23 protein-coding genes are annotated in these 24,972 nt (G+C 33.0%); 21 read left to right on the top strand and 2 right to left on the bottom strand.

Annotated features, from left to right (window positions below; translation table 11 throughout):
• Positions 1–344 precede the first annotated feature (344 nt).
• The 12 genes from BN4220_RS05130 to BN4220_RS05075 all read left to right on the top strand — a co-directional run bounded on the left by BN4220_RS05130 (position 345) and on the right by BN4220_RS05075 (position 11,765).
• Positions 345–926 carry a hemerythrin domain-containing protein gene (locus tag BN4220_RS05130; RefSeq protein ID WP_242867737.1) on the top strand — a complete coding sequence of 194 codons (582 nt, stop codon included), beginning with the start codon at positions 345–347 and terminating at the stop codon, positions 924–926.
• A gap of 3 nt (positions 927–929) precedes the next feature.
• A complete protein-coding gene (locus BN4220_RS05125) occupies positions 930–1,121 on the top strand; it encodes a DUF1858 domain-containing protein (protein ID WP_347477050.1) in 192 nt (63 codons plus the stop codon).
• 330 nt (positions 1,122–1,451) lie between these two features.
• Positions 1,452–2,741 (top strand): phosphopyruvate hydratase, encoded by a 1,290-nt coding sequence (gene eno / locus BN4220_RS05120; protein WP_066714396.1) that lies wholly within the window; start codon positions 1,452–1,454, stop codon positions 2,739–2,741.
• A gap of 395 nt (positions 2,742–3,136) precedes the next feature.
• Positions 3,137–3,448, top strand: coding sequence for a hypothetical protein (locus tag BN4220_RS05115; RefSeq protein WP_066714395.1), 312 nt, complete (start codon positions 3,137–3,139; stop codon positions 3,446–3,448).
• 41 nt (positions 3,449–3,489) lie between these two features.
• On the top strand, positions 3,490–5,502 hold the full coding sequence (locus BN4220_RS05110) for a V-type ATP synthase subunit I (protein WP_066714394.1): 2,013 nt from the start codon (positions 3,490–3,492) through the stop codon (positions 5,500–5,502).
• The gene (locus BN4220_RS05105) at positions 5,495–5,974 is read left to right on the top strand and encodes a V-type ATP synthase subunit K (protein ID WP_066714392.1); all 480 of its coding nucleotides are present in this window, start codon (positions 5,495–5,497) and stop codon (positions 5,972–5,974) included. The genes BN4220_RS05110 and BN4220_RS05105 overlap by 8 nt, the downstream gene beginning before the upstream one ends.
• 25 nt (positions 5,975–5,999) lie before the next feature.
• Complete coding sequence (locus BN4220_RS05100; protein ID WP_066714390.1) at positions 6,000–6,593, top strand: V-type ATP synthase subunit E; 594 nt, start codon at positions 6,000–6,002, stop codon at positions 6,591–6,593.
• Positions 6,594–6,638: 45 nt separating this feature from the next.
• A complete protein-coding gene (locus BN4220_RS05095; protein ID WP_066714388.1) occupies positions 6,639–7,607 on the top strand; it encodes a V-type ATPase subunit in 969 nt (322 codons plus the stop codon).
• Positions 7,600–7,926: a V-type ATP synthase subunit F gene (locus BN4220_RS05090; protein ID WP_066714385.1), complete on the top strand. Its 327-nt coding sequence runs from the start codon at positions 7,600–7,602 to the stop codon at positions 7,924–7,926. The genes BN4220_RS05095 and BN4220_RS05090 overlap by 8 nt, the downstream gene beginning before the upstream one ends.
• Positions 7,927–7,948: 22 nt before the next feature.
• A complete protein-coding gene (locus tag BN4220_RS05085; RefSeq protein ID WP_066714383.1) occupies positions 7,949–9,718 on the top strand; it encodes a V-type ATP synthase subunit A in 1,770 nt (589 codons plus the stop codon).
• Complete coding sequence (locus BN4220_RS05080; protein WP_066714381.1) at positions 9,718–11,088, top strand: V-type ATP synthase subunit B; 1,371 nt, start codon at positions 9,718–9,720, stop codon at positions 11,086–11,088. The genes BN4220_RS05085 and BN4220_RS05080 overlap by 1 nt, the downstream gene beginning before the upstream one ends.
• Before the next feature lie 14 nt (positions 11,089–11,102).
• Complete coding sequence (locus BN4220_RS05075) at positions 11,103–11,765, top strand: V-type ATP synthase subunit D (protein ID WP_066714379.1); 663 nt, start codon at positions 11,103–11,105, stop codon at positions 11,763–11,765.
• Positions 11,766–12,304: 539 nt separating this feature from the next.
• On the opposite strand, the gene nagA is transcribed toward BN4220_RS05075, so the two are convergent.
• Entirely contained in the window at positions 12,305–13,426 is a 1,122-nt protein-coding gene (nagA, locus tag BN4220_RS05070) for an N-acetylglucosamine-6-phosphate deacetylase (protein WP_066714378.1), read from the bottom strand.
• 12 nt (positions 13,427–13,438) lie between these two features.
• Positions 13,439–14,149, bottom strand: a complete 711-nt coding sequence (nagB, locus tag BN4220_RS05065; protein ID WP_066714376.1) for a glucosamine-6-phosphate deaminase — start codon at positions 14,147–14,149, stop codon at positions 13,439–13,441.
• Positions 14,150–14,603: 454 nt separating this feature from the next.
• On the opposite strand from nagB, the gene BN4220_RS05060 reads away from it, so the two are divergent.
• From BN4220_RS05060 to purC, 9 genes are all read left to right on the top strand, one after another.
• Positions 14,604–15,188, top strand: a complete 585-nt coding sequence (locus BN4220_RS05060; RefSeq protein ID WP_197467891.1) for a sugar O-acetyltransferase — start codon at positions 14,604–14,606, stop codon at positions 15,186–15,188.
• A gap of 700 nt (positions 15,189–15,888) precedes the next feature.
• A complete protein-coding gene (locus BN4220_RS05050) occupies positions 15,889–16,533 on the top strand; it encodes a DUF3793 family protein (RefSeq protein WP_066714372.1) in 645 nt (214 codons plus the stop codon).
• A gap of 245 nt (positions 16,534–16,778) precedes the next feature.
• A complete protein-coding gene (locus BN4220_RS05045; protein ID WP_066714370.1) occupies positions 16,779–17,291 on the top strand; it encodes a ferritin in 513 nt (170 codons plus the stop codon).
• Between the two features lie 202 nt (positions 17,292–17,493).
• Positions 17,494–19,353, top strand: coding sequence for a sialate O-acetylesterase (locus BN4220_RS05040; RefSeq protein WP_066714369.1), 1,860 nt, complete (start codon positions 17,494–17,496; stop codon positions 19,351–19,353).
• A gap of 164 nt (positions 19,354–19,517) precedes the next feature.
• Complete coding sequence (gene nrdD, locus BN4220_RS05035; protein ID WP_066714367.1) at positions 19,518–21,644, top strand: anaerobic ribonucleoside-triphosphate reductase; 2,127 nt, start codon at positions 19,518–19,520, stop codon at positions 21,642–21,644.
• 111 nt (positions 21,645–21,755) lie between these two features.
• Positions 21,756–22,277, top strand: coding sequence for an anaerobic ribonucleoside-triphosphate reductase activating protein (nrdG, locus tag BN4220_RS05030; RefSeq protein WP_066714365.1), 522 nt, complete (start codon positions 21,756–21,758; stop codon positions 22,275–22,277).
• Between the two features lie 18 nt (positions 22,278–22,295).
• Positions 22,296–23,327, top strand: a complete 1,032-nt coding sequence (locus BN4220_RS05025) for a hypothetical protein (RefSeq protein WP_066714363.1) — start codon at positions 22,296–22,298, stop codon at positions 23,325–23,327.
• The gene (locus BN4220_RS05020; protein ID WP_066714361.1) at positions 23,320–23,952 is read left to right on the top strand and encodes a DUF1653 domain-containing protein; all 633 of its coding nucleotides are present in this window, start codon (positions 23,320–23,322) and stop codon (positions 23,950–23,952) included. Before BN4220_RS05025 ends, BN4220_RS05020 begins: the two co-directional genes overlap by 8 nt.
• Before the next feature lie 251 nt (positions 23,953–24,203).
• Positions 24,204–24,914 (top strand): phosphoribosylaminoimidazolesuccinocarboxamide synthase, encoded by a 711-nt coding sequence (purC, locus tag BN4220_RS05015; RefSeq protein ID WP_066714359.1) that lies wholly within the window; start codon positions 24,204–24,206, stop codon positions 24,912–24,914.
• The last annotated feature ends 58 nt before the right edge of the window (positions 24,915–24,972 follow it).

The raw sequence follows: 24,972 nt of genomic DNA, 5'->3' as shown, positions 1-24,972 counted from the left end.
GATTAATTATCCAGAATATAAACTTCTTTTTAAATAAATTATCCAGAGTGAAACTTCTTTTAAATTAATTACCTAGAATGAAATCTCTTTTTAAATTAATTGCTCAGATTACAAACTTCCTTTCTTAAAAATGAATTATTTTGACATAATGTATCCAAAGCTACATTTTGCAAAACGAAAATAGGTATAATGTATTTATAAAAAGTAAAAGTAATTGTAAAAAGCATCACATTATTTATAAAATATATTTAAGTATCCAATCATATTTGTTTTACAGATGGATTTTGGAGTGTAAAATACGAGAGATTGGCAAATAATAAATTTATTAAGGAGGATATGTATCAATGGAAAATATGACTGAAAATGTCAATAGTATTGAGATAATGATGGAGGAACATCAGAATATCTTACGTATGTGTAAAGTAATTCGTACCATTTGCTTTGGCATTTTAAAGGGAAAAGAAATAAACTATGATGAATTTTATGAAATTATCGATTTTATAAAAAATTATGCGGATACGCATCATCATGGAAAAGAAGAAAAATTCCTTTTCGCAGAAATGCAGGAACATTTAGGGCGAATTGGTGAAAACCTAATTACACATGGAATGCTTGTGGAACATGACTATGGAAGATTATATATGTCAGAATTAAAGGATGCACTTGCACGTGTAAAAGAAGGCGATGAGGAAAGTAAATTAGATGTGATTTCAAATGTTATTTCATATACACATCATATTACCCGCCATATCGCAAAAGAAGATGAAGTGGTTTATACTTATGGTGCAAAACACTTATCTAAGGAAATATTGGACAAAGTTAATAAACTTTCCGAGAAATTCGAAGAAGATGCAAAAGAAGCGGGAGTACAAGAAAAATATTTAGACTTATTGCAAAGATTAGAAGAAAAATACAAGGAGAAATAAATTATGGTAGACAAAAGTATGAAAATTGGTGAAATTTTAGGATTGCATGAAGAGATTCCTCCATTATTACTACAAAGTGGTATGCATTGTCTTGGATGCCCATCGTCACAAATGGAATCTTTAGAAGAAGCATGTATGGTACATGGTATCAATGTAGATGAATTAGTAGAAAAAATTAATTCATTATTAAAATAGTAATAATAGGTCACTGTATTTCGCTTTTTTATGGGGTCACGCTAGATAAAAAAGCGAAATATCTGTGGCCTTTTATATATTAGATACATATTAGTATTAAATGTTAATAGGTATAATTAATTTTAGCTTATTCAGAATAAAGTAGATTTTTATCTTAATTAGAGCTAATTAAAACTTATATTTATTATCTGCAAGAGTATGTTTCTCTTTATTGACTTTAAAATGAAATTGTGGTAATATTAACTAAAGTTAGCACAAACTAACTACTTTTGCAGGTGACAATTTGGAGACTTCTTTTATAAAGAGATCCAAATAAGAAAGGAGTTCACAATGAAAGCATTAAAGATAAGTAAAATAATAGGAAGAGAAATTATTGATTCCAGAGGAAATCCAACCGTAGAAGCGGAAGTAATACTAGAAGATGGTACAATAGGCGTTGGTGCAGTACCTAGTGGTGCCTCCACAGGTATCTTTGAAGCATTAGAATTACGCGATAATGATAAAAGCCGTTACGCAGGAAAAGGCGTATTAAAAGCGGTTGAAAATATTAATACAACAATACAAAATCTTTTAACAGGAATGGATGCATCTAATATCTATGCCATTGATCAAGCAATGATAAAAGAAGATGGAACCAAAGATAAATCAAAATTAGGAGCTAATGCAATTTTAGCTGTTTCAATTGCTTGTGCAAGAGCTGCAGCAAATGCTTTACAAGTTCCACTATATCGATTTTTAGGTGGTGCATCTGCGAATGTACTTCCAGTTCCTATGATGAATATTTTAAATGGTGGAGCTCATGCTTCTAATACCGTTGATGTACAGGAATTCATGATTATGCCAGTAGGAGCAAAGGATTTTCATGAAGGTTTACGTTGGTGTACAGAAGTGTTCCACTCACTTGCCTCTATTTTAAAGAGCAAAGGTTTAACAACTTCTGTTGGAGATGAAGGTGGATTTGCACCAAATCTTGCAAGTGATGAAGAAGCAATCGAATTAATACTTGAAGCAATTAAAAAGGCAGGTTATGAACCTGGAGTTGATTTTGTATTAGCTATGGATGCTGCTTCTAGTGAATGGAAGGGCGATGGCTGCTACATACTTCCAAAGAGCGGTAAAAAATTCACATCATCTGAATTAATTGCTCACTGGAAAGAACTTTGTGATAAATATCCAATCTATTCCATCGAAGATGCTTTGGATGAAGAAGATTGGGATGGCTGGAAAGAGCTCACAAAGGAACTAGGAGATAAAGTACAATTAGTTGGTGACGATTTATTTGTAACAAATACGGAACGCCTTAAAAAAGGTATTGACCAAGGTTGTGGTAATTCCATTTTAATTAAATTAAATCAAATCGGTTCTTTATCTGAAACACTTGATGCAATTAAAATGGCTCATAAAGCAGGTTATACTGCAATAGTTTCCCATAGATCTGGTGAGACTGAAGATACAACCATTGCAGATTTAGCAGTAGCTTTAAATGCTGGTCAAATAAAAACTGGTGCACCAAGTAGAAGTGAGCGAGTTGCAAAATATAATCAATTGCTTCGCATTGAAGAAGATCTTTCTGTTGGTGCTAAGTATTTAGGCAAAGATACCTTCAATGTAAAAAGATAATAAATACAATTATAAATAAAAATAAAAATTTAATTTATTTAAAGTAGAATCTATCGAGTTATACATTTTAAAATAAACACAAGGTATTAGACAATTCATGTCGACTATCTTGTGTTTTTTGTTAATAGGATAATAGACTTATTTCTTACTCATATTTTTAGAAAATTATGTTAAATATGCAATATATTGTTAAGATGTCGCTAAACTTACGGTGTAACAATTACAAACAATTTATAAATATTGTATAATAAAACTTATCTAGGAATGATTCTAATTATTATGTTTTATTTAGGTCAAGGAAGAGAGAAGAAAAAGCTGTTTCATTAGTGGATATAAAGGTTCAATCTTAATTGATTGATACATTTATATAAAATAAAGTGCAAGGGAGTGATTACATGGCGCAAGAAACAATTCAAGCAGTTAGGCATGCAGAGCTTATTGCAGAACAGCAGGAGAAACAAGCTGTAAGTGAGGCAAAGGAATTGATAGCGGCAGCAGAAAAGGAAGCAAAAGAAATTATTTCTGCTATGACTAAAAAATCCTTGGCTGATGCTAAAAAAGCAAGTGATGAGGCTTTGAGGCAGGGAGAAGTTATGATGCAGGAAGCGAGAACAAGGGCTGAGAAAGAAATTGCATTACAAAAAGAATTGTTAAATCAAAAAGAGGAAAATGCAATTCAATTGGTAATCTCTGAACTTGTAGGCTAACAAAGGAAAAGAATGAAACATTTATAAGGGGGTGAATTGTTATGGCAGTGCTGCAAATGCAACGAATTAATATATGTACGCTCAAAAAGAATAGAAAATCAATTTTAGAGTTGTTGCAGCGCAAGGGAGTAATAGAAATCAGTGACACCATGCCAGAAGACAGTGTATTTCAAAAAATGGATGTTACTGCAACCGAAACATCATTAGAAAAAAATATTGCTTTAGCAAATGAAGCATTGGGTGTCTTAAATACCTATGTGAAGGAAGAAGCTGGAATGCTGTCCATACTGAATGGGAGAAAGGAAGTACCCGTTGATATCTATGATGGCTTCTATAAAGAGCATGACAATGTATTAGCAGTAGCTAAAAAGATTTGCGATCTTTCTAAGAAAATCAATGAGGAAAAATCAGAAATTCTAAAATTAGAAGCTCAGTTAGAAACACTAACACCATGGCTTTCCTTAGATCTTCCATTTAGCTTTAAAGGAACAAAATGTACAAGTGCATTTATAGGTGTATTACAAAATGAATGGACCTTAGAAAGTATTTACGAACAAGTTCCAGAAGACATTATATTACATGTAGAAATCGTATATACCTCAAAAGATCAGACTTGTATATTTGCACTATGCTTAAAAGAGCAGTCAGAAAAAGCCTTAGAATATTTAAGAACATTAGGTTTTTCTCAAAAAACTTCCTCAAGTATAGTGGATCCTCAGCTTGAAAATGTGGGATTATTAAATCAGATTGAGTCATTAAAGAAATCCCAAGAAGATGCTGAGGAAGAAATCAAATCTTTTAAAGATATGAGAGAGAAGATTAAATTTCTTATGGATTATGAAACCATGAGAAGTGAAAAGTACAGTGTAATGGGTCAGCTTTTACAATCAAAATCAGTTATGGTTTTAAGTGGATATATTCCGAAAAAAGATAGTGAAGAAATAAAGGATATTCTAACCAATAGGTATGAAGTAGTTGTGGAATTAGAAGAACCAACGGAGGAAGAAGATACTCCAGTTTTACTAGAAAATAATGGATTTTCAAGTCCACTTGAAAGTACTGTAGAAGGTTTTGCTTTACCTGGAAAAGGCGAAGTGGATCCAACATTCATGATGTCATTATTCTATTACATGTTGTTTGGACTTATGCTTTCCGATGCGGCATACGGTGCTATTATTGTACTTGGTTGTGGGATTGCACTAGCAAAATTTAAAACAATGGAAAACTCTTTAAAGAAAACATTAAAAATGTATCTTTATTGTGGAATCTCAACTGTTTTTTGGGGCATCTTGTTTGGTAGTTATTTTGGTGACGTCGTAGATGTCGTTTCAAGTACCTTCTTTGGTAAACAAATTACAATTCCAGCTCTATGGTTTGTACCAGTGAATGAGCCTATGCGAATGCTTGTATTTTCAATGCTTCTAGGTGTAATCCACTTATACGCTGGACTTGGAATTAAAATGTATCAATGCTTAAGAGATAAGAAATATTTAGATGCTTTCTATGATGCAGTTTTATGGTATGTATTACTCACTAGTTGTATCGTAATGTTACTATCCGCAGAAATATTTATTAACATTGTAGGCTTAAGCTTTATCTTACCACCAGTGGTAGGAAAGATTGCAGGAATTTTTGCTATAATTTCAGCAATTGGTATTATCCTTACAAGTGGAAGAGAATCTAAGAATCCGTTTAAACGATTCCTAAAAGGTCTTTATGGATTATATGGTATTTCAGGATATTTAAGTGATGTATTATCCTACTCTCGTTTATTAGCCCTAGGCTTAGCAACAGGAGTTATTTGTACGGTTATTAATAAAATGGGTTCCATGGCAGGCGGTGGAATCAAAGGAGCAATCGTATTTATACTTGTTTTTATACTAGGTCATTCGCTTAATATTGGTATTAATGCGTTAGGAGCCTATGTACATACAAATCGTTTGCAATATGTAGAGTTTTTTGGAAAATTCTATGAAGGTGGCGGACGAAAGTTCCAGCCATTTAGTGTAAAAACAAAATATTTTAAATTTAAGGAGAAAACAAATAATGAATAATTTTGGAGTTGTATTAGCATTAGTTGGAGCTGTTTTAGCAGCATTATTAGCAGGTATGGGTTCAGCAAAAGGTGTAGGTATGGCAGGTGAGGCTGCTGCAGGTGTTATCACTGAAGATCCTACAAAATTCAGTAAAGTTTTAATTTTACAGTTATTACCTGGTACTCAAGGTATTTATGGTCTTTTAATTGCGTTTATCACATTGTCTCAGATTGGTATTTTAGGTGGAGATCCAAATGAAGTAACTATCGCTAAGGGAGCTCTTTATTTCGCAGCTTGTCTTCCAATGGCAATCGTTGGATATGCTTCTGCAATCCGTCAGGCAAGAGCATCTGTAGCAAGTATTGCTGTAGTTGCAAAAAAACCAGAACAATTTGGTAAGGCAATGATTTTCCCAGCCATGGTAGAGACTTATGCAATTTTAGCATTATTAATTTCCATCTTAGCAGTTATTGGTATTGGAAGCCTTTAATATATAATAGTTAGGAGAACTTATTATGACAGGACTCGAGAATATATTGAAGCATATTGACGAGGAAGCTTCTAAAAATGCCACTAAAACACTGAATGAGGCTAGGGAAGCGAAAAACAAAATCCTTGCAGATGCTAAAATAGAAGGTGAAAAACGATGTGCTGATATTGCAATGAAATCAAAAGAAGAAGTAAAAATTCTTTTAAGTCGTGCAAAATCGGCAGCTGAGCTAGAAGAAAAGAAATTATTACTTCGCTCAAAACAAGAAGCAATTGAACATATTTTAATGAAAGCAATGGAGCAATTAAAGCAATTGCCTGCCGATCAATATTTCGAAATCCTTGTTACAATGATAAAAAAATATGCAGAGCCTCTTCCTGGAGAGATTATGTTTTCAAGTGAAGATAAAAAACGTTTACCGAATAACTTTGAAGAATTAATCAATGCTGCATTAGCAGATAAAGAGGGTGCAACATTAAAAATATCAAATAACAATAGAGAAATAAATGGTGGATTTATTCTATCCTACGGCGAGGTAGAAGAGAATTGTTCTTTTGAAGCATTATTTTTAGCAGAGAGAGAAAACTTGATTGACAAGGTTGGTTCCGTTTTATTCTAATATGAAGTAGGAAAGAACCTTTCTATAAAAGAAAGAGGTAGAGAGATGGCTGATAATCAGTATACCTATGCAGTCGCACGAATCCGTTCCAAAGAGCTGTCCTTGTTAAGCAAGAAAGATTTTGAACAATTACTGTTATGCAAAGATTATAAAGAATGTATGAATCTGCTGTTTGATATGGGATGGGGAAGTAAAGAGCAAGAAGATTCTTCAGATATCATTAGTTTTGAACATAAGAAAACTTGGGATCTCATAGAAGAACTTGTTGAGGATATGTCAGTTTTTGATGTGTTTTTATATGAAAATGATTTCCATAATTTAAAGGCTGCAATTAAGCAAGCATATCAAAAGGTTGAGGTACCAAATATATTTATATCCCATGGTACAGTATCAGCATCTTTAATAAATGAAGCGGTGATGCAACATGATTTTTCCATACTTCCAGAACGTATGAGAGATTGTGGAAAAGAAGCATACGAAGCTTTATTACATACAGGTGATGGGCAATTATGCGATATGATCATTGATAAAGGTGCACTAGAAGCAATTTATAAGGCTGGAAAGTCTTCTAAGAATGAACTTTTATCATTATATGCGGAGCTTAAAGTTGCTGTAGCAAACATAAAGATTGCAATTCGAGGATGTAATACGAATAAAAGCAAAGAGTTTTATTTGCGTGCAATGACAGAATGTGAAACCCTTAATCTTGAATCATTAATCGATGCAGCATTACAAAATGTAGATGCAGTCATTGAATATATTAATTCAACGGTTTACGCGGATGCTTCTTTTGCGATTAAGGAGTCATTATCTTCCTTTGAACGATGGTGTGACAATATGCTAATCGCGAAAATTGGACCACAAAAGTACAATCCTTTCACGGTATCACCACTGGCAGCTTATATTCTGGCGCGTGATAACGAGTTGAAAACAGTAAGAATTATTTTATCTGGTAAACGAAATTCTCTTTCTGAGGATATCATCAGGGAAAGGATTAGGGATTCGTATGTATAAAATAGCAGTTTTAGGAGACCGAGATAGCATATATGGATTCGCTGCATTAGGACTTGACACTTTCCCAGTCAGTGATAGGGAGAGCGCAGTTAAAAAATTACGTGAGATTGTAGGGCAATCTTATGCGGTGATATATGTAACAGAGAAATTACAAGAAGAACTTTCAGAAGAAATTGATGTTTATCGTAATGAGCCTCTTCCGGCAATCATTCCAATACCTGGAGTATCTGGAAATACCGGAAAGGGTATGTTAAATGTAAAAAAATCAGTGGAGAGAGCCGTTGGTTCCGATATCATTTTCAACATGGAAGAAAAATAAGAAAAAGTAGGTGAATAATGCAATGAGTACAGGAATAATTAAAAAAGTTGCTGGACCCTTGGTAATTGCAGAAGGTATGCGTGATGCAGATATGTTTGACGTGGTACGTGTAAGCAATCAACGACTCATCGGTGAGATCATAGAAATTCATGGTGACCAAGCTTCTATTCAGGTTTATGAAGAAACATCTGGCTTAGGACCAGGGGAACCAGTAGAATCCACAGGTGCACCACTTAGCGTTGAACTTGGACCAGGATTAATTGGAAGTATATTTGATGGTATTCAAAGACCATTGGTTGATATCATGAATGCAGTGGGTAATAGTTTAACAAGAGGTGTTGAACTACCTGCATTAAAGAGAGAAACTGTTTGGAATTTTAAGAAGTGTGTAAATGTCGGAGATGAAGTTGAAGCTGGAGACATCATTGGTACAGTAGAGGAAACAGAAATCGTTACTCATAAAATCATGGTGCCACATCGTGTTTCTGGTAAAGTAACTTCCATTGAAGATGGAGATTATCGCATAGAAGATCCAGTTGCAGTGATAACAGCAGCGGATGGTACTGAACATAAAGTTACAATGATGCAAAAATGGCCAGTACGTGTTGGCCGTCCATATAAAGAAAAACTATCACCAGATATGCCATTAGTAACAGGACAACGTGTTATTGATACGTTATTCCCAATTGCTAAAGGTGGTGTTGCAGCAGTTCCAGGACCATTTGGTAGTGGTAAAACAGTTGTACAACATCAGCTTGCAAAATGGGCAGAAGCTGATATCGTAGTTTACATCGGTTGTGGTGAACGTGGAAATGAGATGACAGACGTATTAAATGAGTTCCCAGAGTTAAAGGATCCAAAAACAGGTCATTCCTTAATGGAAAGAACTGTATTAATCGCCAATACATCTGACATGCCAGTTGCTGCACGTGAGGCATCCATCTATGTTGGTATTACAATCGCTGAATATTTCCGTGATATGGGATATTCCGTAGCACTTATGGCTGATTCTACATCCCGTTGGGCAGAGGCACTTCGTGAAATGTCTGGTCGTCTTGAAGAAATGCCAGGTGAAGAAGGTTATCCAGCTTATTTAGGTAGCCGTTTGGCACAATTTTATGAAAGAGCTGGTAGAGTTATTTCCACTGGTAAAGAAGGAAGAGAAGGAGCATTATCCGTAATTGGAGCAGTATCCCCTCCAGGTGGTGATATTTCAGAACCAGTATCTCAGGCTACCTTACGTATTGTAAAAGTATTCTGGGGTCTTGATTCAAACCTTGCTTATAGAAGACATTTCCCAGCAATTAACTGGTTAACAAGTTATTCCTTATATGTAGATCGTTTAGGAAAATGGTTTAATAATAATGTTCATGATGACTATATGGATTTAAGAGCTAGAATTATGAAGATGCTACATGATGAATCAGAACTTGATGAAATCGTTAAGTTAGTAGGTATGGATGCACTTTCTGCACCAGACCGTCTTAAACTAGAAGCAGCTCGTTCCATTCGTGAAGACTTCCTTCATCAAGATGCATTCCATGAAGTGGATACTTATACCTCTCTTGATAAGCAGTATCGCATGATGGAACTTGTACTTAATTACTATGATATCTCTTTGGATGCACTTTCTAAAGGCGTTAGTATTGATGCATTAGTTAAGCTACCAGTAAGAGAAAATATTGGACGTTTTAAGTATGTAAAAGCAGAGCTTATGGAAGAAGAATTCTATCGTATTTTAAATACTCTACATAACCAGACAGAAGAATTATTACAGAAGGAGGATGCCTAATGCCAAAGGAGTATAGAACCATAAAAGAGGTTGCAGGTCCTCTCATGTTAGTACATGGTGTAGAGAATGTAACCTATAATGAATTAGGAGAAATTGAATTAGCAAGTGGTGAAAGACGTCGTTGTAAAGTACTTGAAATCGACGGAAGCAACGCACTTGTACAGTTATTTGAAAGTTCCACTGGTATTAATCTTGCAAGCAGTAAAGTACGTTTTCTAGGACGAAGCATGGAACTTGGTGTATCCGATGATATGTTAAGTCGTGTATTTGACGGTCTTGGACGTCCTATTGATGATGGTCCTGAGATTTTACCTGAAAAACGCTTGGATATCAATGGTCTTCCAATGAATCCAGCTGCAAGAAATTATCCTCAAGAATTTATTCAAACAGGAGTTTCTGCAATTGATGGACTAAATACATTAGTTCGTGGACAAAAATTACCTATTTTCTCAGCCAGTGGTTTGCCACATGCTGAATTAGCAGCTCAGATTGCACGTCAAGCGAAGGTTCGTGGAAACGATTCGAACTTTGCGGTTGTATTTGCTGCGATTGGTATTACTTTTGAAGAAGCGAACTTCTTTAAGGAAAGTTTCCGTGAAACTGGAGCGATTGATCGTACTGTAATGTTTGTTAACTTAGCAAATGATCCAGCGGTTGAACGTATCGCAACACCACGTATGGCACTTACTGCTGCTGAATACCTTGCCTTTGAAAAAGGTATGCATGTACTTGTTATTTTGACGGATATTACAAACTATGCGGATTCTCTTCGTGAAGTATCTGCTGCTCGTAAAGAGGTTCCAGGACGTCGTGGTTACCCAGGTTATATGTATACTGACTTAGCTTCCCTTTATGAAAGAGCAGGACGTCAAAAAGGAAAGGATGGTAGTATTACATTAATTCCTATTTTAACAATGCCTGAGGATGATAAAACACATCCAATTCCTGACTTAACAGGTTATATTACAGAAGGACAGATTATCCTTAGTCGTGAACTTTTCCGTCAGGGAGTTACACCTCCAATTGATGTATTACCATCACTTTCTCGTTTGAAGGATAAGGGTATTGGAGAAGGAAAAACAAGAGCCGATCATGCGAACACAATGAATCAGTTATTTGCAGCTTATGCTAGAGGTAAAGAAGCGAAGGAATTGATGGTTGTTCTTGGTGAAGCAGCTTTAACAGATATTGATAAGTTATATGCGAAATTTGCAGAAGAATTTGAAGCAAGATATGTTTCACAAGGATATTATGCAAATCGTGATATAGAAGAGACATTAACTCTTGGTTGGGAATTGTTATCCATTTTACCAAGAGCAGAGCTAAAGAGAATCAAGGATGAATATCTAGACGAGTATTATGGTAAATAGAAGGGGGTGCAGGTATGGCGCAAACGCATGTAAATCCAACGCGTATGGAATTAACGCGCTTAAAGAAAAAGTTAACAACTGCAGTCCGTGGGCATAAGCTCTTAAAAGATAAACGCGATGAATTAATGCGTCAATTTCTAGAATTAGTTCGTGAGAATAAAGCATTACGTGAACGGGTCGAAGAAAAGATTTATGAAGCAAACAAGAATTTCGTGTTAGCTCGTGCGGTTATGCAAGAAGAAGTGCTAAATGTTGCATTACTTGCACCAAAACAGGAAGTTTTCTTAGAAACAAGTACAAGGAATGTTATGAGTGTAGAGATTCCTGTATTTGAGTATAAGACGAAGACACCAGATGCAAACGATATTTATTCCTATGGTTATGCATTTACTTCAAGTGACCTTGATGATTCCGTGAAAGCATTGGCCGATGTATTGCCAGATATGCTACGTTTGGCTGAATGTGAAAAGTCTTGTCAGCTCATGGCAGCAGAAATTGAAAAAACAAGAAGAAGAGTAAATGCTCTAGAGCATGTTATGATTCCAAGAATGCAAGAGAATATTAAGTATATTGTTATGAAATTAGATGAAAATGAGAGAAGTACTCAAATTCGTTTAATGAAAGTTAAAGATATGATGTTAGAGCAAGCACATAAGTATAGTGAAAGAGAATGGTAATCGTATTACCTAAGTATTAAATTCACAGTGTTATAGAGTTTTAGCACGATTAACATATATAAACTCTTGTTATTAATAAAATGCTTTGTAAGAATTGTTGTGGTTGAATCTTATAGAATTTAGCAAGGCTTATATGAAAAAATCAGCAGGAAGATATTTTAATATTTTAAGATGGGAATACATCTTAGAAGTTGAAGTGATCTTCCTGTTGTTTTATTTATCTAAAATATAATTGATTTTAGAATTTTGCCTATGTTTTATTTAACAATTCTTTTATAAGTATTATTTTTTCAAAGATATAAAATCCCAGATATACGAGGAGGGAGGAAACCGTTCCTTTTTTGTATATCTGGGATTTTAAGATTATGTTAGTGTATAAGTTTGATATGTATTAATTTATGTTTAAAATTATTTATTATGGAGCCTAATATTTTGTTTTTTTAAGTAAAAATTATCTGCATGTAATTGCATAAAAATCGATATATGAATTTAAATACTATAAAATAAATATTATAAAATAAATATTATAAAAATAAATCTTATAAATTAAATTCCTTACCATTTATAAAAACTTGTTCAATGGATATATCTTCATCGGTAATTAATAAATTGGCCTTTTTACCGATACTTATTTCACCCACTTCATGATCAGCTTTAATTGATTTCGCAGGTATCTTTGTAGCACTTAAGATAGCATCTTCCTTCTTAACACCAAAGCGGATACAATTTAGCAATGCTTCATGTACGTTGGTTGTAGAACCAGCGATTGTACCATCCTTTAAGGTGGCTTTTTTATTCGTTACATAAACATCTTGACCACCAAGAGAATAAAGGCCATCCTCTAAACCGCTTGCACTCATTGAATCAGAAATTATAATCATTTTTTGTGGATCTAGTTTAAACATCATACGAACTACGGCAGGGTGAATATGAATGCCATCCGTAATGAGTTCTGCATGAACATCATAATCTGACATTGCACCAATTAAACCTGGTTCACGGTGATGAAGACCATTCATAGCATTGAATAAATGGGTGATATGCGTAGCACCGGCATCAAAGGCTTCACAAGCTAAATCATAATTACAGCTGGTGTGAGCAAGTGAAATAGTTTTTGTTTTACTATGATTTTTAATAAATTCAAGAGCTCCTTCTTTTTTAGGATCGATATCTACTAATCGAATGCAATTTCCAGATAGCTCGTTTAATTCATTAAACATATTTTCATCAATTGGACGAAGATATTTCTCATCATGAGCACCTTTTTTATCAGCACCTAAAAATGGGCCTTCCATATTAATTCCAAGAATTGAACTTCCAGAATAATCGGTATGCATTACAGATTTAATGTTTAACATAGATTGTTTTAGTACTGAATATTGTTCTGTCATAACAGTAGCTAAAACAGAAGTGATACCCTTACTTGCATAGTACTTGCACATTGCAATAATTTCTTCTTCGGTACCATTGGTAAAATCAAAACCAACGCATCCGTGGGAATGGATGTCGAGAAATCCAGGTAATATATACTTTCCTGTACAATCAATAAATTCTTCCGAATCAATGGAATCTGAGATTGCAATGATTCGATCATCTTTTGTTTCAATATCAACTTTTTTAAAATGTCCGTCAATAAAGACATTTGCATGTTTAAATACCATATAAAAACCTCCTTATTTAAAGCATTGAATTACTGTTAGATTAGGATGTAATTGAAGTATGGATGCAGGAACGTCTGGTGTAATAGGGCCAAATAAAGCTTTCTTTACTATCTCTTCTTTGTCTGGTCCATTTGCGATTAGTAATACATGTCTTGCATGCATAATAGATTTAATACCCATAGTTATTGCTTGTTTTGGAACATCATCAATGGAGTCAAAAAATCTAGCATTTGCCTCAATCGTACTTTTATCTAAGTCCACAATATGTGTTGTTTTTTCAAATTTAATGTTAGGTTCATTAAAACCAATGTGACCATTATGGCCGATACCTAATAATTGCATATCAATACCACCAAGGTCATTGATCATTGTATCGTAGTTAATACATTCTTGTTCCAAATCTTTTGCAAGTCCGTTTGGTACATGTGTTTTATTTTTGTTTATATTTATATGGTTAAATAAATTGGTATCCATAAAGTATCGATAGCTTTGCTCGCTTTCTCCAGATAAACCACAATATTCATCTAAGTTCACTGAAGTAACCATTGAAAAATCAATATCGCCTTTTTCATACCATTTTATAAGTTGTTTATATGTACCGATAGGAGTTGATCCAGTTGCAAGTCCAAGAATGCTTGTTGGTTTTAGGATAACTTGCGCAGAAATAATATTTGCTGCTTTACGGCTTAAATCGTTATAGTCATTTGCTGTTATTATCTTCATAGTAATAAATCCTTTCTATAATCCAAATGGATTTTTATAAATTGTACAGTTATTATTACCATAAGTATAATTTATTTTAAATAAATTACAAGTAAATATAGGAAATTATTTTATATTTTATGCAAGATAACATAAATAAACAAAAAATAGCAAAAATTAGATGTGGGAAATCACTAGAAATGAAAGGTGGGGTTTACCAAGATATTGACATATGAAAGAGAATGAAAATATATAGAACTTTATCAAAGATTCTAGTATGTGATAGGTGGATTGACTAAATTTTTATAATAGTTAATATAGTAGATAGATGCATTTATTTCGTTTATATGGATGGAAGATTCACAATAAATTAAGAAAGGGGAACGTAGTAGATACTTTAATGTGCAAAGTAAGTAGGATGCTTTTTTTAGAATACTTACATACATATTACACTGTCTACTACGAAACAAAAATAATGACAGAAAAAGAAAAAGCAAGCAAAGGATTATTGTATAATGCAAATTATGATGATGAACTTATCAAGGACCGTACAGTATGTAAGGATTTATGCTATGAGTTTAATCATTTGAGACCATCACAAGTAAAAGAGCAGGAAGAAATAATTAAAAAACTATTTAGCAAAACAAAAAATAGTTTTTGTATCACTGCTCCATTTTATTGTGATTATGGATATAATATTGAAATTGGCGAAAATTTTTATACGAACCATAATTGTGTAATACTTGATGCAGCTAAAGTTACATTTGGAGATAACGTATTTATCGCTCCAAACTGTGGTTTCCATACAGCGGGGCATCCGTTGGATATTGAGCAAAGAAACGAAGGTCTAGAGTATGCTTATCCAATCACCGTTGGAAATAATGTATGGATTGGTGCTAATGTCGTTGTACTTCCAGGTGTTACAATTGGAGATAATACTGTCATTGGAGCTGGTAGTGTAGTAACGAAAGACATTCCATCCGGTGTAATAGCTGTGGGTAATCCTTGTAAAGTCATTCGTGAGATTACGGAGGATGATAAGAATAAGTATAGAAGATAAAGAAAGTGCAAGAGATAAGAATTATTATAAAAGATAAAATAAGTATAAAAGTTAAAATAAGAGTATGTGAGTATGGTTTAAAATTAAAAAATATAATGAATGAATTAAGAAATAGTGATTTTAAAATTGTTTCGTATATGATGGTTATCATATATGGGACAATTTTTTTACGTTTTTGGACTGGGGTGTCAAATCTCTGTTTACTTTTTGTAAATGGTAATTTGCACAAGGCAAAAGACTCCTGTTACGGTTTTAATGCATATGATGTTCTGATTCTTTTGTGATTCTTGCTAATCATATCAAAAAACGGATAACTTGCTACGCTTAAAAGCGACTGCAATCGTTAGTTGTAGTTACGGCGGATTTGATTAATTATAAAAGTTTTGGAAACATATAATTACTATTGACAAAAGAAGGTAAAGGGTATATTATATGAATATAAAAATGAAAATCATTCTCAAAATAAAACATAAAATAATATATAAGCAAAGTATATAATTTAAAATTTATTAGATGCAGAATTCAGAACATAGAACATAGAATATAGAACATAAAGAGAAGAGCATATCTTATAAGAATATTAACAAATGCTCTTTAAATTTTACTCACAGGTTAGTTTACGCTAACTGGAATATTATATTATAAAACAAAAGAAAAAGTATCTAAAAGAAAATGAAGAGAAATTAGGAGTGTAGTTTGTATGGGAGACTTTTTATATTACATTGGTGAAAATCAAACATATTCGTATGTTAAATATATGTTAGCAAATAGCTGTATGCCTACGCTTCTAGGCGTTAAACCATCCTGTATGATAACAGTGAATAAAAAATACATAGAAAATAAACAAGAATTTTTAAAATTCTTAGTGTTAGAATTAGAACAATTTGAATGTGAATATTCATTAATCCACGAAGAGGAACAATCTTATACATTATTTTTATATAATCCAGAGGTAATGAATAAGACTTTAATGAAAGAAGAAAACAAAGAGCTTTTGATTCATTACGGATATGATTTTAATAACCATATCTTAACTGAAACTATACATCGTTTAAAAAATCGTTATGTGGCATATAAATCGAAAAAGTCGGAGTTTCCACATGAGTTAGGAATTTTATTAGGTTACCCAATTGAAGATGTTATAGATTATATTAAAAATGATGGGAAGAATTATAAATCATGTGGTTATTGGAAAGTTTATCATAATGTAGAGCAAGCAGAAAAGATGTTTGAATTTTTCCGACTGGTAAGAGAAGATGCAATGCGTATTATTAGTACTAGAAAAAATCTCTTAGATATAAAAGCATCTTATAGCTCTTTAAATGAATATGCAATGGTATGTTAATGAAATCTTAACGATTGTAAAACGAATGAATTTCGTATGCAATCGTTTTTTTATAGATAAATACTGGAATAAAATTCCATAATAATTATAGAATATAACAGATAAGTAATGCTAAATGTTAGAAGTTTTACTAAAAATTTGATATTTGATAAAAAATATCGTAAAATAGTAAATGAGGCTTATTGTAAATTGTATACTTAAAAGGAAAAAAACTTAAGTATACATAGAAAAATGGAGGTATGTATATGTTAAATTCAGAAATAGCAAAATTGTTAAATGAGCAAATTACGAAAGAGTTATACTCAGCATACGTTTATCTTGACATGGCTAATTTTTACTCAGATCATAATTTAAATGGCTTTGAAAATTGGTTCTATGTTCAGATGCAAGAAGAAAGAGACCATGCATTACTATTTCGTCAATATTTATTAAACAATGATGAGCAGGTTAAATTATTACCAATTGAAGCTCCAAATATTGAATTTGTAAACTTAAAAGATCCATTGGTAGCAGCTTTGGCTCATGAAATTACTGTAACAGAATCAATCAATAAGATTTACGAAGCTACGTATACTTATAATGATTATAGAACAAGACAATTCCTTGATTGGTTTATTAAAGAGCAAGGAGAAGAAGAAAAGAACAGCAATGATTTAATCAAACGTTTTGAATTATTTGGTGATGATGCAAAAAGTTTGTATATGTTAGATAGTGAACTTGGAGCTCGTGTATACGCTGCACCAAGTTTAGTACTCTAAAATAATTTGAAAATATTGTATATATTAGGAAAAAGTGCTATAGTTACTATAGCACTTTTTCTTTTATGAGTTTTAATTCAGTACTATTTAAGGTATTTAATCTGAGGTATTTAAAAGTAGGTTAACAGTAAATATTTAAACCCAACTAAATTTAAGTAAACTTAAATTAATTTTTGCTGACCATAGCAGCATGGAGGTCAATATGAAGTTATCTGCATTACTTAGTGATGGAATGATATTGCAACGCGGGGAAAAGACATCCATTTGGGGAGAGACAAAGCCAGAAACAAAAGTTAGAATCATATTTTTAGAAGAAATATATGAAACAATCTCAGATTCCTTAGGGAAGTTTACAATTAAACTAAAATCGTTAGAGGCAGGTGGCCCTTATGAAATGATTTTAGACGATGGAGAGATACATAAAATTAAAGATATTTTAATTGGTGATGTGTGGCTTTTAAATGGTCAGTCCAATATGGAATTGCCAGTTAGAAGAACACTGGACCTTTATGAAAACGAGGTAAAGGACGCATGGGAGAATAACATTAGGAAATTTGCTGTTCCAATGCAATATAATTTTCAAAATCCAGTGAATGAAGTTACTGCTGGAGAATGGATGAGTGTAACACCAGAACAGGTTCTTGATTTTAGTGCGACTGGCTATTTTTTTGCAAAAGAATTATATAAGACATATAAAGTTCCAATTGGCTTAATACAAACAGCAGTTGGAGGGACACCAATAGAAGCTTGGTTAAGTGAAAATGCAATAGGAATGATCGGTGGTTATGAAGAAGAATTAGCTCTATGTAAAGATGAGAATTACGTAAAGCATACACTGGAAACGCAATCAGAAAAAAGCCTACAATGGATGGAGTATTTAAATGAGCAAGATCCTGGTTTGAAGGAAAAATGGTTTCAAGAAGATGTGGATTCATCAAATTGGAATATAATAGAATTACCAAAATACTTAAAAGACGATGAATTTAAAAGCTATTATGGCTCTATATGGTTTCAAAAAAAGTTTTATTTATCAGAGGAGCAAAAAGATAAATTTAATAAATTAAAATTAGGTACCATAGTAGATGCTGATGAAACTTATGTAAATGGGGTTTTGGTTGGAACTACAGCATATCGATATCCACCAAGAAGATATCAGATACCTAAGGGGATATTAAAAGAAGGAATCAATGTAATTACCGTACGTTTTATTTGCACCCATAATGTAGGTGCATTTATACCAGATATGCCGTACCAACTGGTATCAGAAGAGGAGAGCGTTGACCTTACTGGTGAATGGAACTATCGTCTTGGGTTTCGGACAAATATCTTTCCAAGTTCGATTACGTTTCAATATAAACCAACAGGTGTCTATAATGGAATGTTGTATCCACTTAGAAACTACACAATCAAAGGGATTGCATTTTACCAAGGAGAATCAAACACTGGTAAACCAAAAGGATATGGTGAATTATTTCAAGCATATATCAATGGAATTCGTTCTCTATTTCAAGAGAATGAGTTACCAATTGTTTATGTTCAGCTACCGAATTTTTTGGATGATGAACAAGTAGAAGAATTGGATCATTGGGCACAGCTACGAGAAGAGCAAAAGTGTGGACTTAAGCTAAAGCATACAGCAATGGTTGTAACTATTGATATTGGACAATACAATGAATTACATCCACAAAATAAAAAGCTTGTTGGGCAGAGAATAGCATTGGCAGCGAGAAGAGTTGCATATGGAGAAGATGTCATTTATAGTGGTCCAATTTATGAAAGTATGAAATGTGTGGAAGATAAAATTTATTTAACATTTAAGTATGCAGAGGATGGTTTTTTAGAAAAAGAATTGCATGGTTTTGAAATTAGTGAAGATGGAAAAAAATTTTTATCAGCAAAAGCAAAAATAAATGGAGTACAAGTTGTAGTATGTGGGGATGGAATAAACTCACCGAAATATGTTCGATATGCATGGGCTGATAACCCTGAAAATATAAGTTTATTTGGCAAAAACGGGCTACCAGCGGCACCATTTAATACCACTATATATTGTGGTATATAATTGAAATTTAAAAAAACTATCAATATATAGTGGACAAATATTTTTTATGTGGTATACTATACATAACGCTTCTTCCCAAGTAAGGCTGTCTGAATGCGCAAAACTAAGACGGTCTTGCTTATTTTTACGGGTAAGATACATACAGAATTGAAAGGATGAACGAAATGAAAGTTATTAAGCGTGATGGTAGGGTTGTAGATTATGACAGAAGTAAGATTCTTCTTGCCATTCAAAAAGCAAATGACGAGGTAGAGAATAAAGAGCAAATTACGGAACAAAAAATTGAAAAGATAGTTGCAAGTATTGAAAATCTTAAAAAAGATACAATGCATGTTGAAGAGATACAGGATCATATAGAACAAAAGTTAATGGCGGATGGAAAGTTTACATTAGCTAAGACCTATATTATTTATCGTTATACAAGAGAACTTGTTCGTAAAGCAAATACCACAGATGAATCCATTATGAGCCTTATTAAAAATAGCAATAAGGACGTTATGGAAGAAAACTCAAATAAAAATGCTGTTATTGCCTCTACACAGCGTGATTTAATTGCTGGTGAAGTTTCAAAAGATTTAACAAGAAGATTATTACTTCCTGAAAAAATATCCAAGGCACATGATGAGGGAGTTCTTCATTTTCATGATGCGGATTATTTCTTACAATCCATTTTTAACTGTTGCTTAATTAATATAAAAGACATGCTAGATAATGGAACTGTAATGAACGGAAAACTAATTGAGAGCCCAAAAAGCTTTCAGGTAGCATGTACAGTTATGACTCAAATTATCTCAGCAGTCGCAAGTAGCCAGTATGGTGGACAATCTGTAGATATTAGACATTTAGGTAAGTATTTAAGATATAGCTATAAAAAATATCAAGAACGTTATCAAGAACGTTTCAAAGGACAGTTATCCGATGAAGTAATCGAGCAAATTGTTCAAGAACGTTTACAAGATGAATTAAAATCTGGTGTACAAACCATTCAATATCAGATTAATACATTAATGACTACAAATGGACAATCTCCTTTCGTAACACTATTCTTAAATCTTGATAAAGACGATGAATATATTGAAGAGAATGCGATGATTATCGAGGAAGTACTTCGTCAACGTCTACAGGGAATTAAAAATGAAAAAGGAGTATATGTAACTCCTGCGTTCCCTAAACTTATCTATGTATTAGATGAGCATAATTGCTTAAAAGGTGGCAAATACGACTATATTACAAAGTTAGCAGTACAATGTTCTGCAAAACGTTTATATCCAGATTATATTTCAGCGAAGAAAATGCGTGAAAACTATGAAGGAAATGTATTTAGCTGTATGGGTTGCCGAAGCTTTTTAACTCCATGGAAGGACGAGAATGGAAACTATAAATTCGAAGGCCGTTTTAACCAAGGTGTTGTAAGTATTAACTTGCCACAGATTGGTATTATTGCCCAAGGAGATGAGGAAGTATTCTGGCCATTATTAGAAGAAAGACTTGCTCTTTGCTATGAAGCACTTATGTGCAGACATCATGCACTAGAAGGAACATTATCCGATGTTAGCCCAATTCACTGGCAGTATGGTGCAATTGCAAGATTAAATAAAGGTGAAACAATTGATAAGTTATTACATGATGGATATTCTACAATCTCACTTGGTTATATCGGTTTATATGAAGTAACAAAACTTATGAAAGGCGTAAGTCATACTGAGCCAGGTGGCAGTGAATTTGCCCTTAAGCTTATGAATCGATTAAGACAAGCTTGTGATACTTGGAAGAAAGAAACAGGAATTGGTTTCGGTCTATACGGTACACCAGCAGAATCTTTATGCTATCGTTTTGCACGCATTGATAAAGAGAAATTTGGTGATATTAAGGATATAACAGATAAGGGATATTATACAAATTCATATCATGTAGATGTAAGAGAGCATATCGATGCGTTTAATAAGTTCGCTTTTGAAAGTCAATTCCAAGTGATTTCCTCCGGTGGAGCAATTTCATATATTGAAATTCCTAACATGAGACATAATATGGAAGCTCTTGAAGAAATCGTAAAATTTATCTACGAGAATATTCAATATGCAGAATTTAATACAAAATCCGACTACTGCCATGTATGCGGATTTGATGGCGAAATCATTATCAATGACAATTTAGAATGGGAGTGCCCAAACTGTGGTAACAAAGATCATTCTAAAATGAATGTGACTCGTAGAACATGCGGATATCTTGGTGAAAATTTCTGGAATGTTGGTAAAACAAAAGAGATTAATGCAAGAGTACTTCATGTTTAATTAATAGATCGTCCCTTGCTGTATCCAATAAACACAGTAAGGGACGTTTTTGTGTTATATAAAATTAAAAGCATAAGGACTTTTACCCGATTGCAAAGAATGGAGAAAACAATGTATTATGCAGATATAAAGCGCTGTGATGTAGCAAATGGACCAGGTGTCCGTATCTCACTGTTTGTAAGTGGTTGTACACATCATTGCGAAGGATGTTTTAATGAAGTGGCCTGGGATTTTAATTATGGCAAGATGTTTACGGAAGAAACCATTGAGGAAATTTTAAATTTATTGGACTCTTCTTATATAAAAGGTTTATCCTTACTTGGGGGCGAGCCTTTTGAAAGAGCAAATCAACAAGGGTTATTGCCTTTACTTAGAAAGGTAAAAGAAAGATTTCCAGAAAAGGATATATGGTGCTATTCAGGATATTTATTTGATAGAGATATCGTTGGTACTATGTGTGAAAAATGGCCAGAGACAAAAGAAATGATCTCTTATATTGATGTTTTAGTAGATGGGAAATTTGAAGAAGATAAAAAGAGTGTTAATTTAAGATTTCGTGGTTCAAGCAACCAGCGTATCATTAAGGTGAGTGAATCGCTTCAGAGTAAAAGTATAGTTCTTTGGGATGAATAATTGTAAAGAGGAGAAGGTATGGGGCGAATTTTAAATGCACTAAGGTATGGGAATTCAAAAACAAAAAGATATATAATATCTATATTTTTCATGCTCCTGATAGGAGTGATTAGTGTTATAAAAGGAATCCGATTATTATCACCATTATGGGCAATGGTGGCTGTATTTGCTTTTTTATTAGCCTTTGTATTTATAAATTCATTAACTTTTATAGAAGCTAAAAATACGAAGAAAACGAAAGAAAATGAAAAAGTATCAAAAAGCAAGGATCAAAACTTACATGATAGTACTCAGGAAAAAGATTCCGATGAACTTATAGATTCTGATAATTACCTAGAACAATATGATGAGTCAAGTGTGAAAAAGATATTTTATTATTACAAGGTGAAAAAGAATCATATTCCCATTATGATTGATTCTTGGAAGAGTAAAGGCATAGAGCAATGTCCAGCTTATGCGTGGCTTGATAAAACTAACTTGCATGTACTAACAATTGGAAAAGAAGCGGAAAAATTCGAACTTCCAAGGAAACAATTGCTTAAGATGTCCTATGAAAAAGGAGCTAGTGTTCATTTTGAGGATTATCAAGAGTTTAAAACTCCATCCTTTATAAGCCTTGCTTTTTCCGGATTATTACCTACCGTGTATGAAGAAGGAGCTGGGATAAAGACTTTATATAAGAAAAACTTATATGTTCTTTCCACGGATTTTAAAATAACGAACACTTCTGTAAAATCACTCATTGACTTTTTGCAAGTGGATTTTTCTCTTCCGGAAGAAGAAATCTATTCGAAGAAGTTCTCGCCTTATTTTACTTCAGCATATAAATTAAATATTTTATTAAAGGATGGCATATTATCGGTAAATGATTATAAACGAAAAATAAAAGCGGTTCTTTTGGCATTGGCTGAAGCTGAGATATCCTTTGATGTATTTGAAACTTACATAAATCAATTAATTAAAGGTAGATTAGTCACAAAAGAATATGCAGAGTATTATTTAGATTATCGTAAGAAGCATAAGAAAGAGAGGGGAAGTATTATTGAATAATAGAACACCAAAACCTGGAGATTTATACCGACACTTTAAAGGAAATTTATATCAGATTATTACCGTTGCAACTCATACGGAAACAGAGGAGCCACTTGTAGTTTATCTGGCATTATACGGCGATTATAGAGCGTATGCAAGACCTCTTTTGATGTTTTTAGAAGAGGTAGATAGGGTAAAATATCCGGACGTTACACAAGTGTATCGTTTTGAAAAAATAGAAAGAGAATCATTAATCAATACAAAAGAAAGCAAAGAAATTAAAATTGCATTAGACTCTAATAATGCCAATGGAACTGACTTTATTAATGCTAATGCAACAAACACTAGTAATACAAGTGTATCAGATTCTAGCAATGCACTTACTTCGGAAATGCAAGCAGAAGTAGATAATGAATACGGAATGGTAAATAAAGATTTGCTTGCATTCCTTGATGCAGAAAGTTATGGTGAAAAATTAGAAATTTTATTTGCTATTCGAAATAAAATTGATGATCGTTTAATGACGGATATTGAAATGTCACTGGATCTTTCTGGACACGAAGGAACAATTGAAGATCGATTTGATTTAGTAAAAAATAATCTTCAAACACTATCAAAATTTGAGTCAAAAAGACTTCGATAAGAGGTGATTATAAGTACCATTAATACCGCTAATTAACGCTATTTTACTGACAAAATTGGCTTAATTCTTATACGAAAATCACAAACATTTCACTGAAATTTTTGTGTATTTATCCGAAAATTTTTTTACACCGAAAAAGCTCTTGCGATATTTAACTGGTGTTATATAATTAAATTGTTGTTAAAACGTGGCAGGGAAATCTTAAAAAAGGAAATTCCTTGTGAATGTAACGCTAAGGAGGATAATATCACATGGAAAAGTTAGAACAACTTTATGAAGGTAAAGCCAAAAAAGTGTACAAGACAGAAAATCCAGATGTTTTAATCGTTGATTATAAGGATGATGCAACTGCATTTAATGGTGAAAAAAAAGGTACCATTGTGGGCAAAGGTGTGATTAACAATAGAATGTCCAACTACGTAATGCAACTTCTTGAAAAAGAAGGGGTTCCAACTCATTTTATTGAAGAGTTAAGTGACCGTGAAACAGCTGTTAAAAAAGTGGAGATCGTGCCACTTGAAGTTATTATTCGAAACGTGTCTGCTGGAAGCTTTGCGAAAAAGCTTGGTATTGAAGAAGGCAGAAAATTATTATGTCCTACCTTAGAATTTTCTTATAAAGATGATGCGCTTGGTGATCCAATGATTAATTCCTACTATGCATTAGCACTAGGAATTGCTACACAGGAAGAGATAGATACGATTACAAAGTATGCATTTAAAGTAAATGAAGTATTAATCAAATATTTTGAAAGCATTGGAATTGAATTGATTGATTTTAAGATTGAGTTTGGTAGATACCATGATCAAATCATTTTAGCGGATGAAATATCTCCGGATACTTGTAGATTATGGGATAATGAAACTCACGAGAAATTAGATAAAGATAGATTTCGTAGAGACCTAGGTAATGTAGAAGATGCCTATAATGAAGTATTTAAACGCCTTGGTATAGAGAAATAATATCATCTATCAATTTTTGTACTAGTTACATAGTCCATGTCGGCCAAACAGGTTGTCT

It is taken from the genome of Clostridium sp. Marseille-P299, from assembly GCF_900078195.1.
Classification (GTDB): domain Bacteria; phylum Bacillota; class Clostridia; order Lachnospirales; family Lachnospiraceae; genus Lachnoclostridium.
Note: the sequence above shows the minus strand (reverse complement) of the source record. Positions and strands in the feature narration are given on the sequence as shown.

What these genes read in the sequence shown, in the direction of transcription:
- BN4220_RS05105 (WP_066714392.1), top strand. Translation starts at nt 5,495, where the DNA reads ATGAATAATTTTGGAGTTGTATTAGCATTAGTTGGAGCTGTTTTAGCA.
- nrdD (WP_066714367.1), top strand. Translation starts at nt 19,518, where the DNA reads ATGAAAGTTATTAAGCGTGATGGTAGGGTTGTAGATTATGACAGAAGT.
- BN4220_RS05125 (WP_347477050.1), top strand. Translation starts at nt 930, where the DNA reads ATGGTAGACAAAAGTATGAAAATTGGTGAAATTTTAGGATTGCATGAA.
- BN4220_RS05050 (WP_066714372.1), top strand. Translation starts at nt 15,889, where the DNA reads ATGGGAGACTTTTTATATTACATTGGTGAAAATCAAACATATTCGTAT.
- BN4220_RS05085 (WP_066714383.1), top strand. Translation starts at nt 7,949, where the DNA reads ATGAGTACAGGAATAATTAAAAAAGTTGCTGGACCCTTGGTAATTGCA.
- BN4220_RS05040 (WP_066714369.1), top strand. Translation starts at nt 17,494, where the DNA reads ATGAAGTTATCTGCATTACTTAGTGATGGAATGATATTGCAACGCGGG.
- BN4220_RS05075 (WP_066714379.1), top strand. Translation starts at nt 11,103, where the DNA reads ATGGCGCAAACGCATGTAAATCCAACGCGTATGGAATTAACGCGCTTA.
- BN4220_RS05110 (WP_066714394.1), top strand. Translation starts at nt 3,490, where the DNA reads ATGGCAGTGCTGCAAATGCAACGAATTAATATATGTACGCTCAAAAAG.
- BN4220_RS05115 (WP_066714395.1), top strand. Translation starts at nt 3,137, where the DNA reads ATGGCGCAAGAAACAATTCAAGCAGTTAGGCATGCAGAGCTTATTGCA.
- BN4220_RS05100 (WP_066714390.1), top strand. Translation starts at nt 6,000, where the DNA reads ATGACAGGACTCGAGAATATATTGAAGCATATTGACGAGGAAGCTTCT.
- nrdG (WP_066714365.1), top strand. Translation starts at nt 21,756, where the DNA reads ATGTATTATGCAGATATAAAGCGCTGTGATGTAGCAAATGGACCAGGT.
- BN4220_RS05130 (WP_242867737.1), top strand. Translation starts at nt 345, where the DNA reads ATGGAAAATATGACTGAAAATGTCAATAGTATTGAGATAATGATGGAG.
- BN4220_RS05025 (WP_066714363.1), top strand. Translation starts at nt 22,296, where the DNA reads ATGGGGCGAATTTTAAATGCACTAAGGTATGGGAATTCAAAAACAAAA.
- BN4220_RS05090 (WP_066714385.1), top strand. Translation starts at nt 7,600, where the DNA reads ATGTATAAAATAGCAGTTTTAGGAGACCGAGATAGCATATATGGATTC.
- eno (WP_066714396.1), top strand. Translation starts at nt 1,452, where the DNA reads ATGAAAGCATTAAAGATAAGTAAAATAATAGGAAGAGAAATTATTGAT.
- BN4220_RS05080 (WP_066714381.1), top strand. Translation starts at nt 9,718, where the DNA reads ATGCCAAAGGAGTATAGAACCATAAAAGAGGTTGCAGGTCCTCTCATG.
- BN4220_RS05095 (WP_066714388.1), top strand. Translation starts at nt 6,639, where the DNA reads ATGGCTGATAATCAGTATACCTATGCAGTCGCACGAATCCGTTCCAAA.
- BN4220_RS05060 (WP_197467891.1), top strand. Translation starts at nt 14,604, where the DNA reads ATGACAGAAAAAGAAAAAGCAAGCAAAGGATTATTGTATAATGCAAAT.
- nagB (WP_066714376.1), bottom strand. Translation starts at nt 14,149, where the DNA reads ATGAAGATAATAACAGCAAATGACTATAACGATTTAAGCCGTAAAGCA.
- BN4220_RS05045 (WP_066714370.1), top strand. Translation starts at nt 16,779, where the DNA reads ATGTTAAATTCAGAAATAGCAAAATTGTTAAATGAGCAAATTACGAAA.
- nagA (WP_066714378.1), bottom strand. Translation starts at nt 13,426, where the DNA reads ATGGTATTTAAACATGCAAATGTCTTTATTGACGGACATTTTAAAAAA.
- purC (WP_066714359.1), top strand. Translation starts at nt 24,204, where the DNA reads ATGGAAAAGTTAGAACAACTTTATGAAGGTAAAGCCAAAAAAGTGTAC.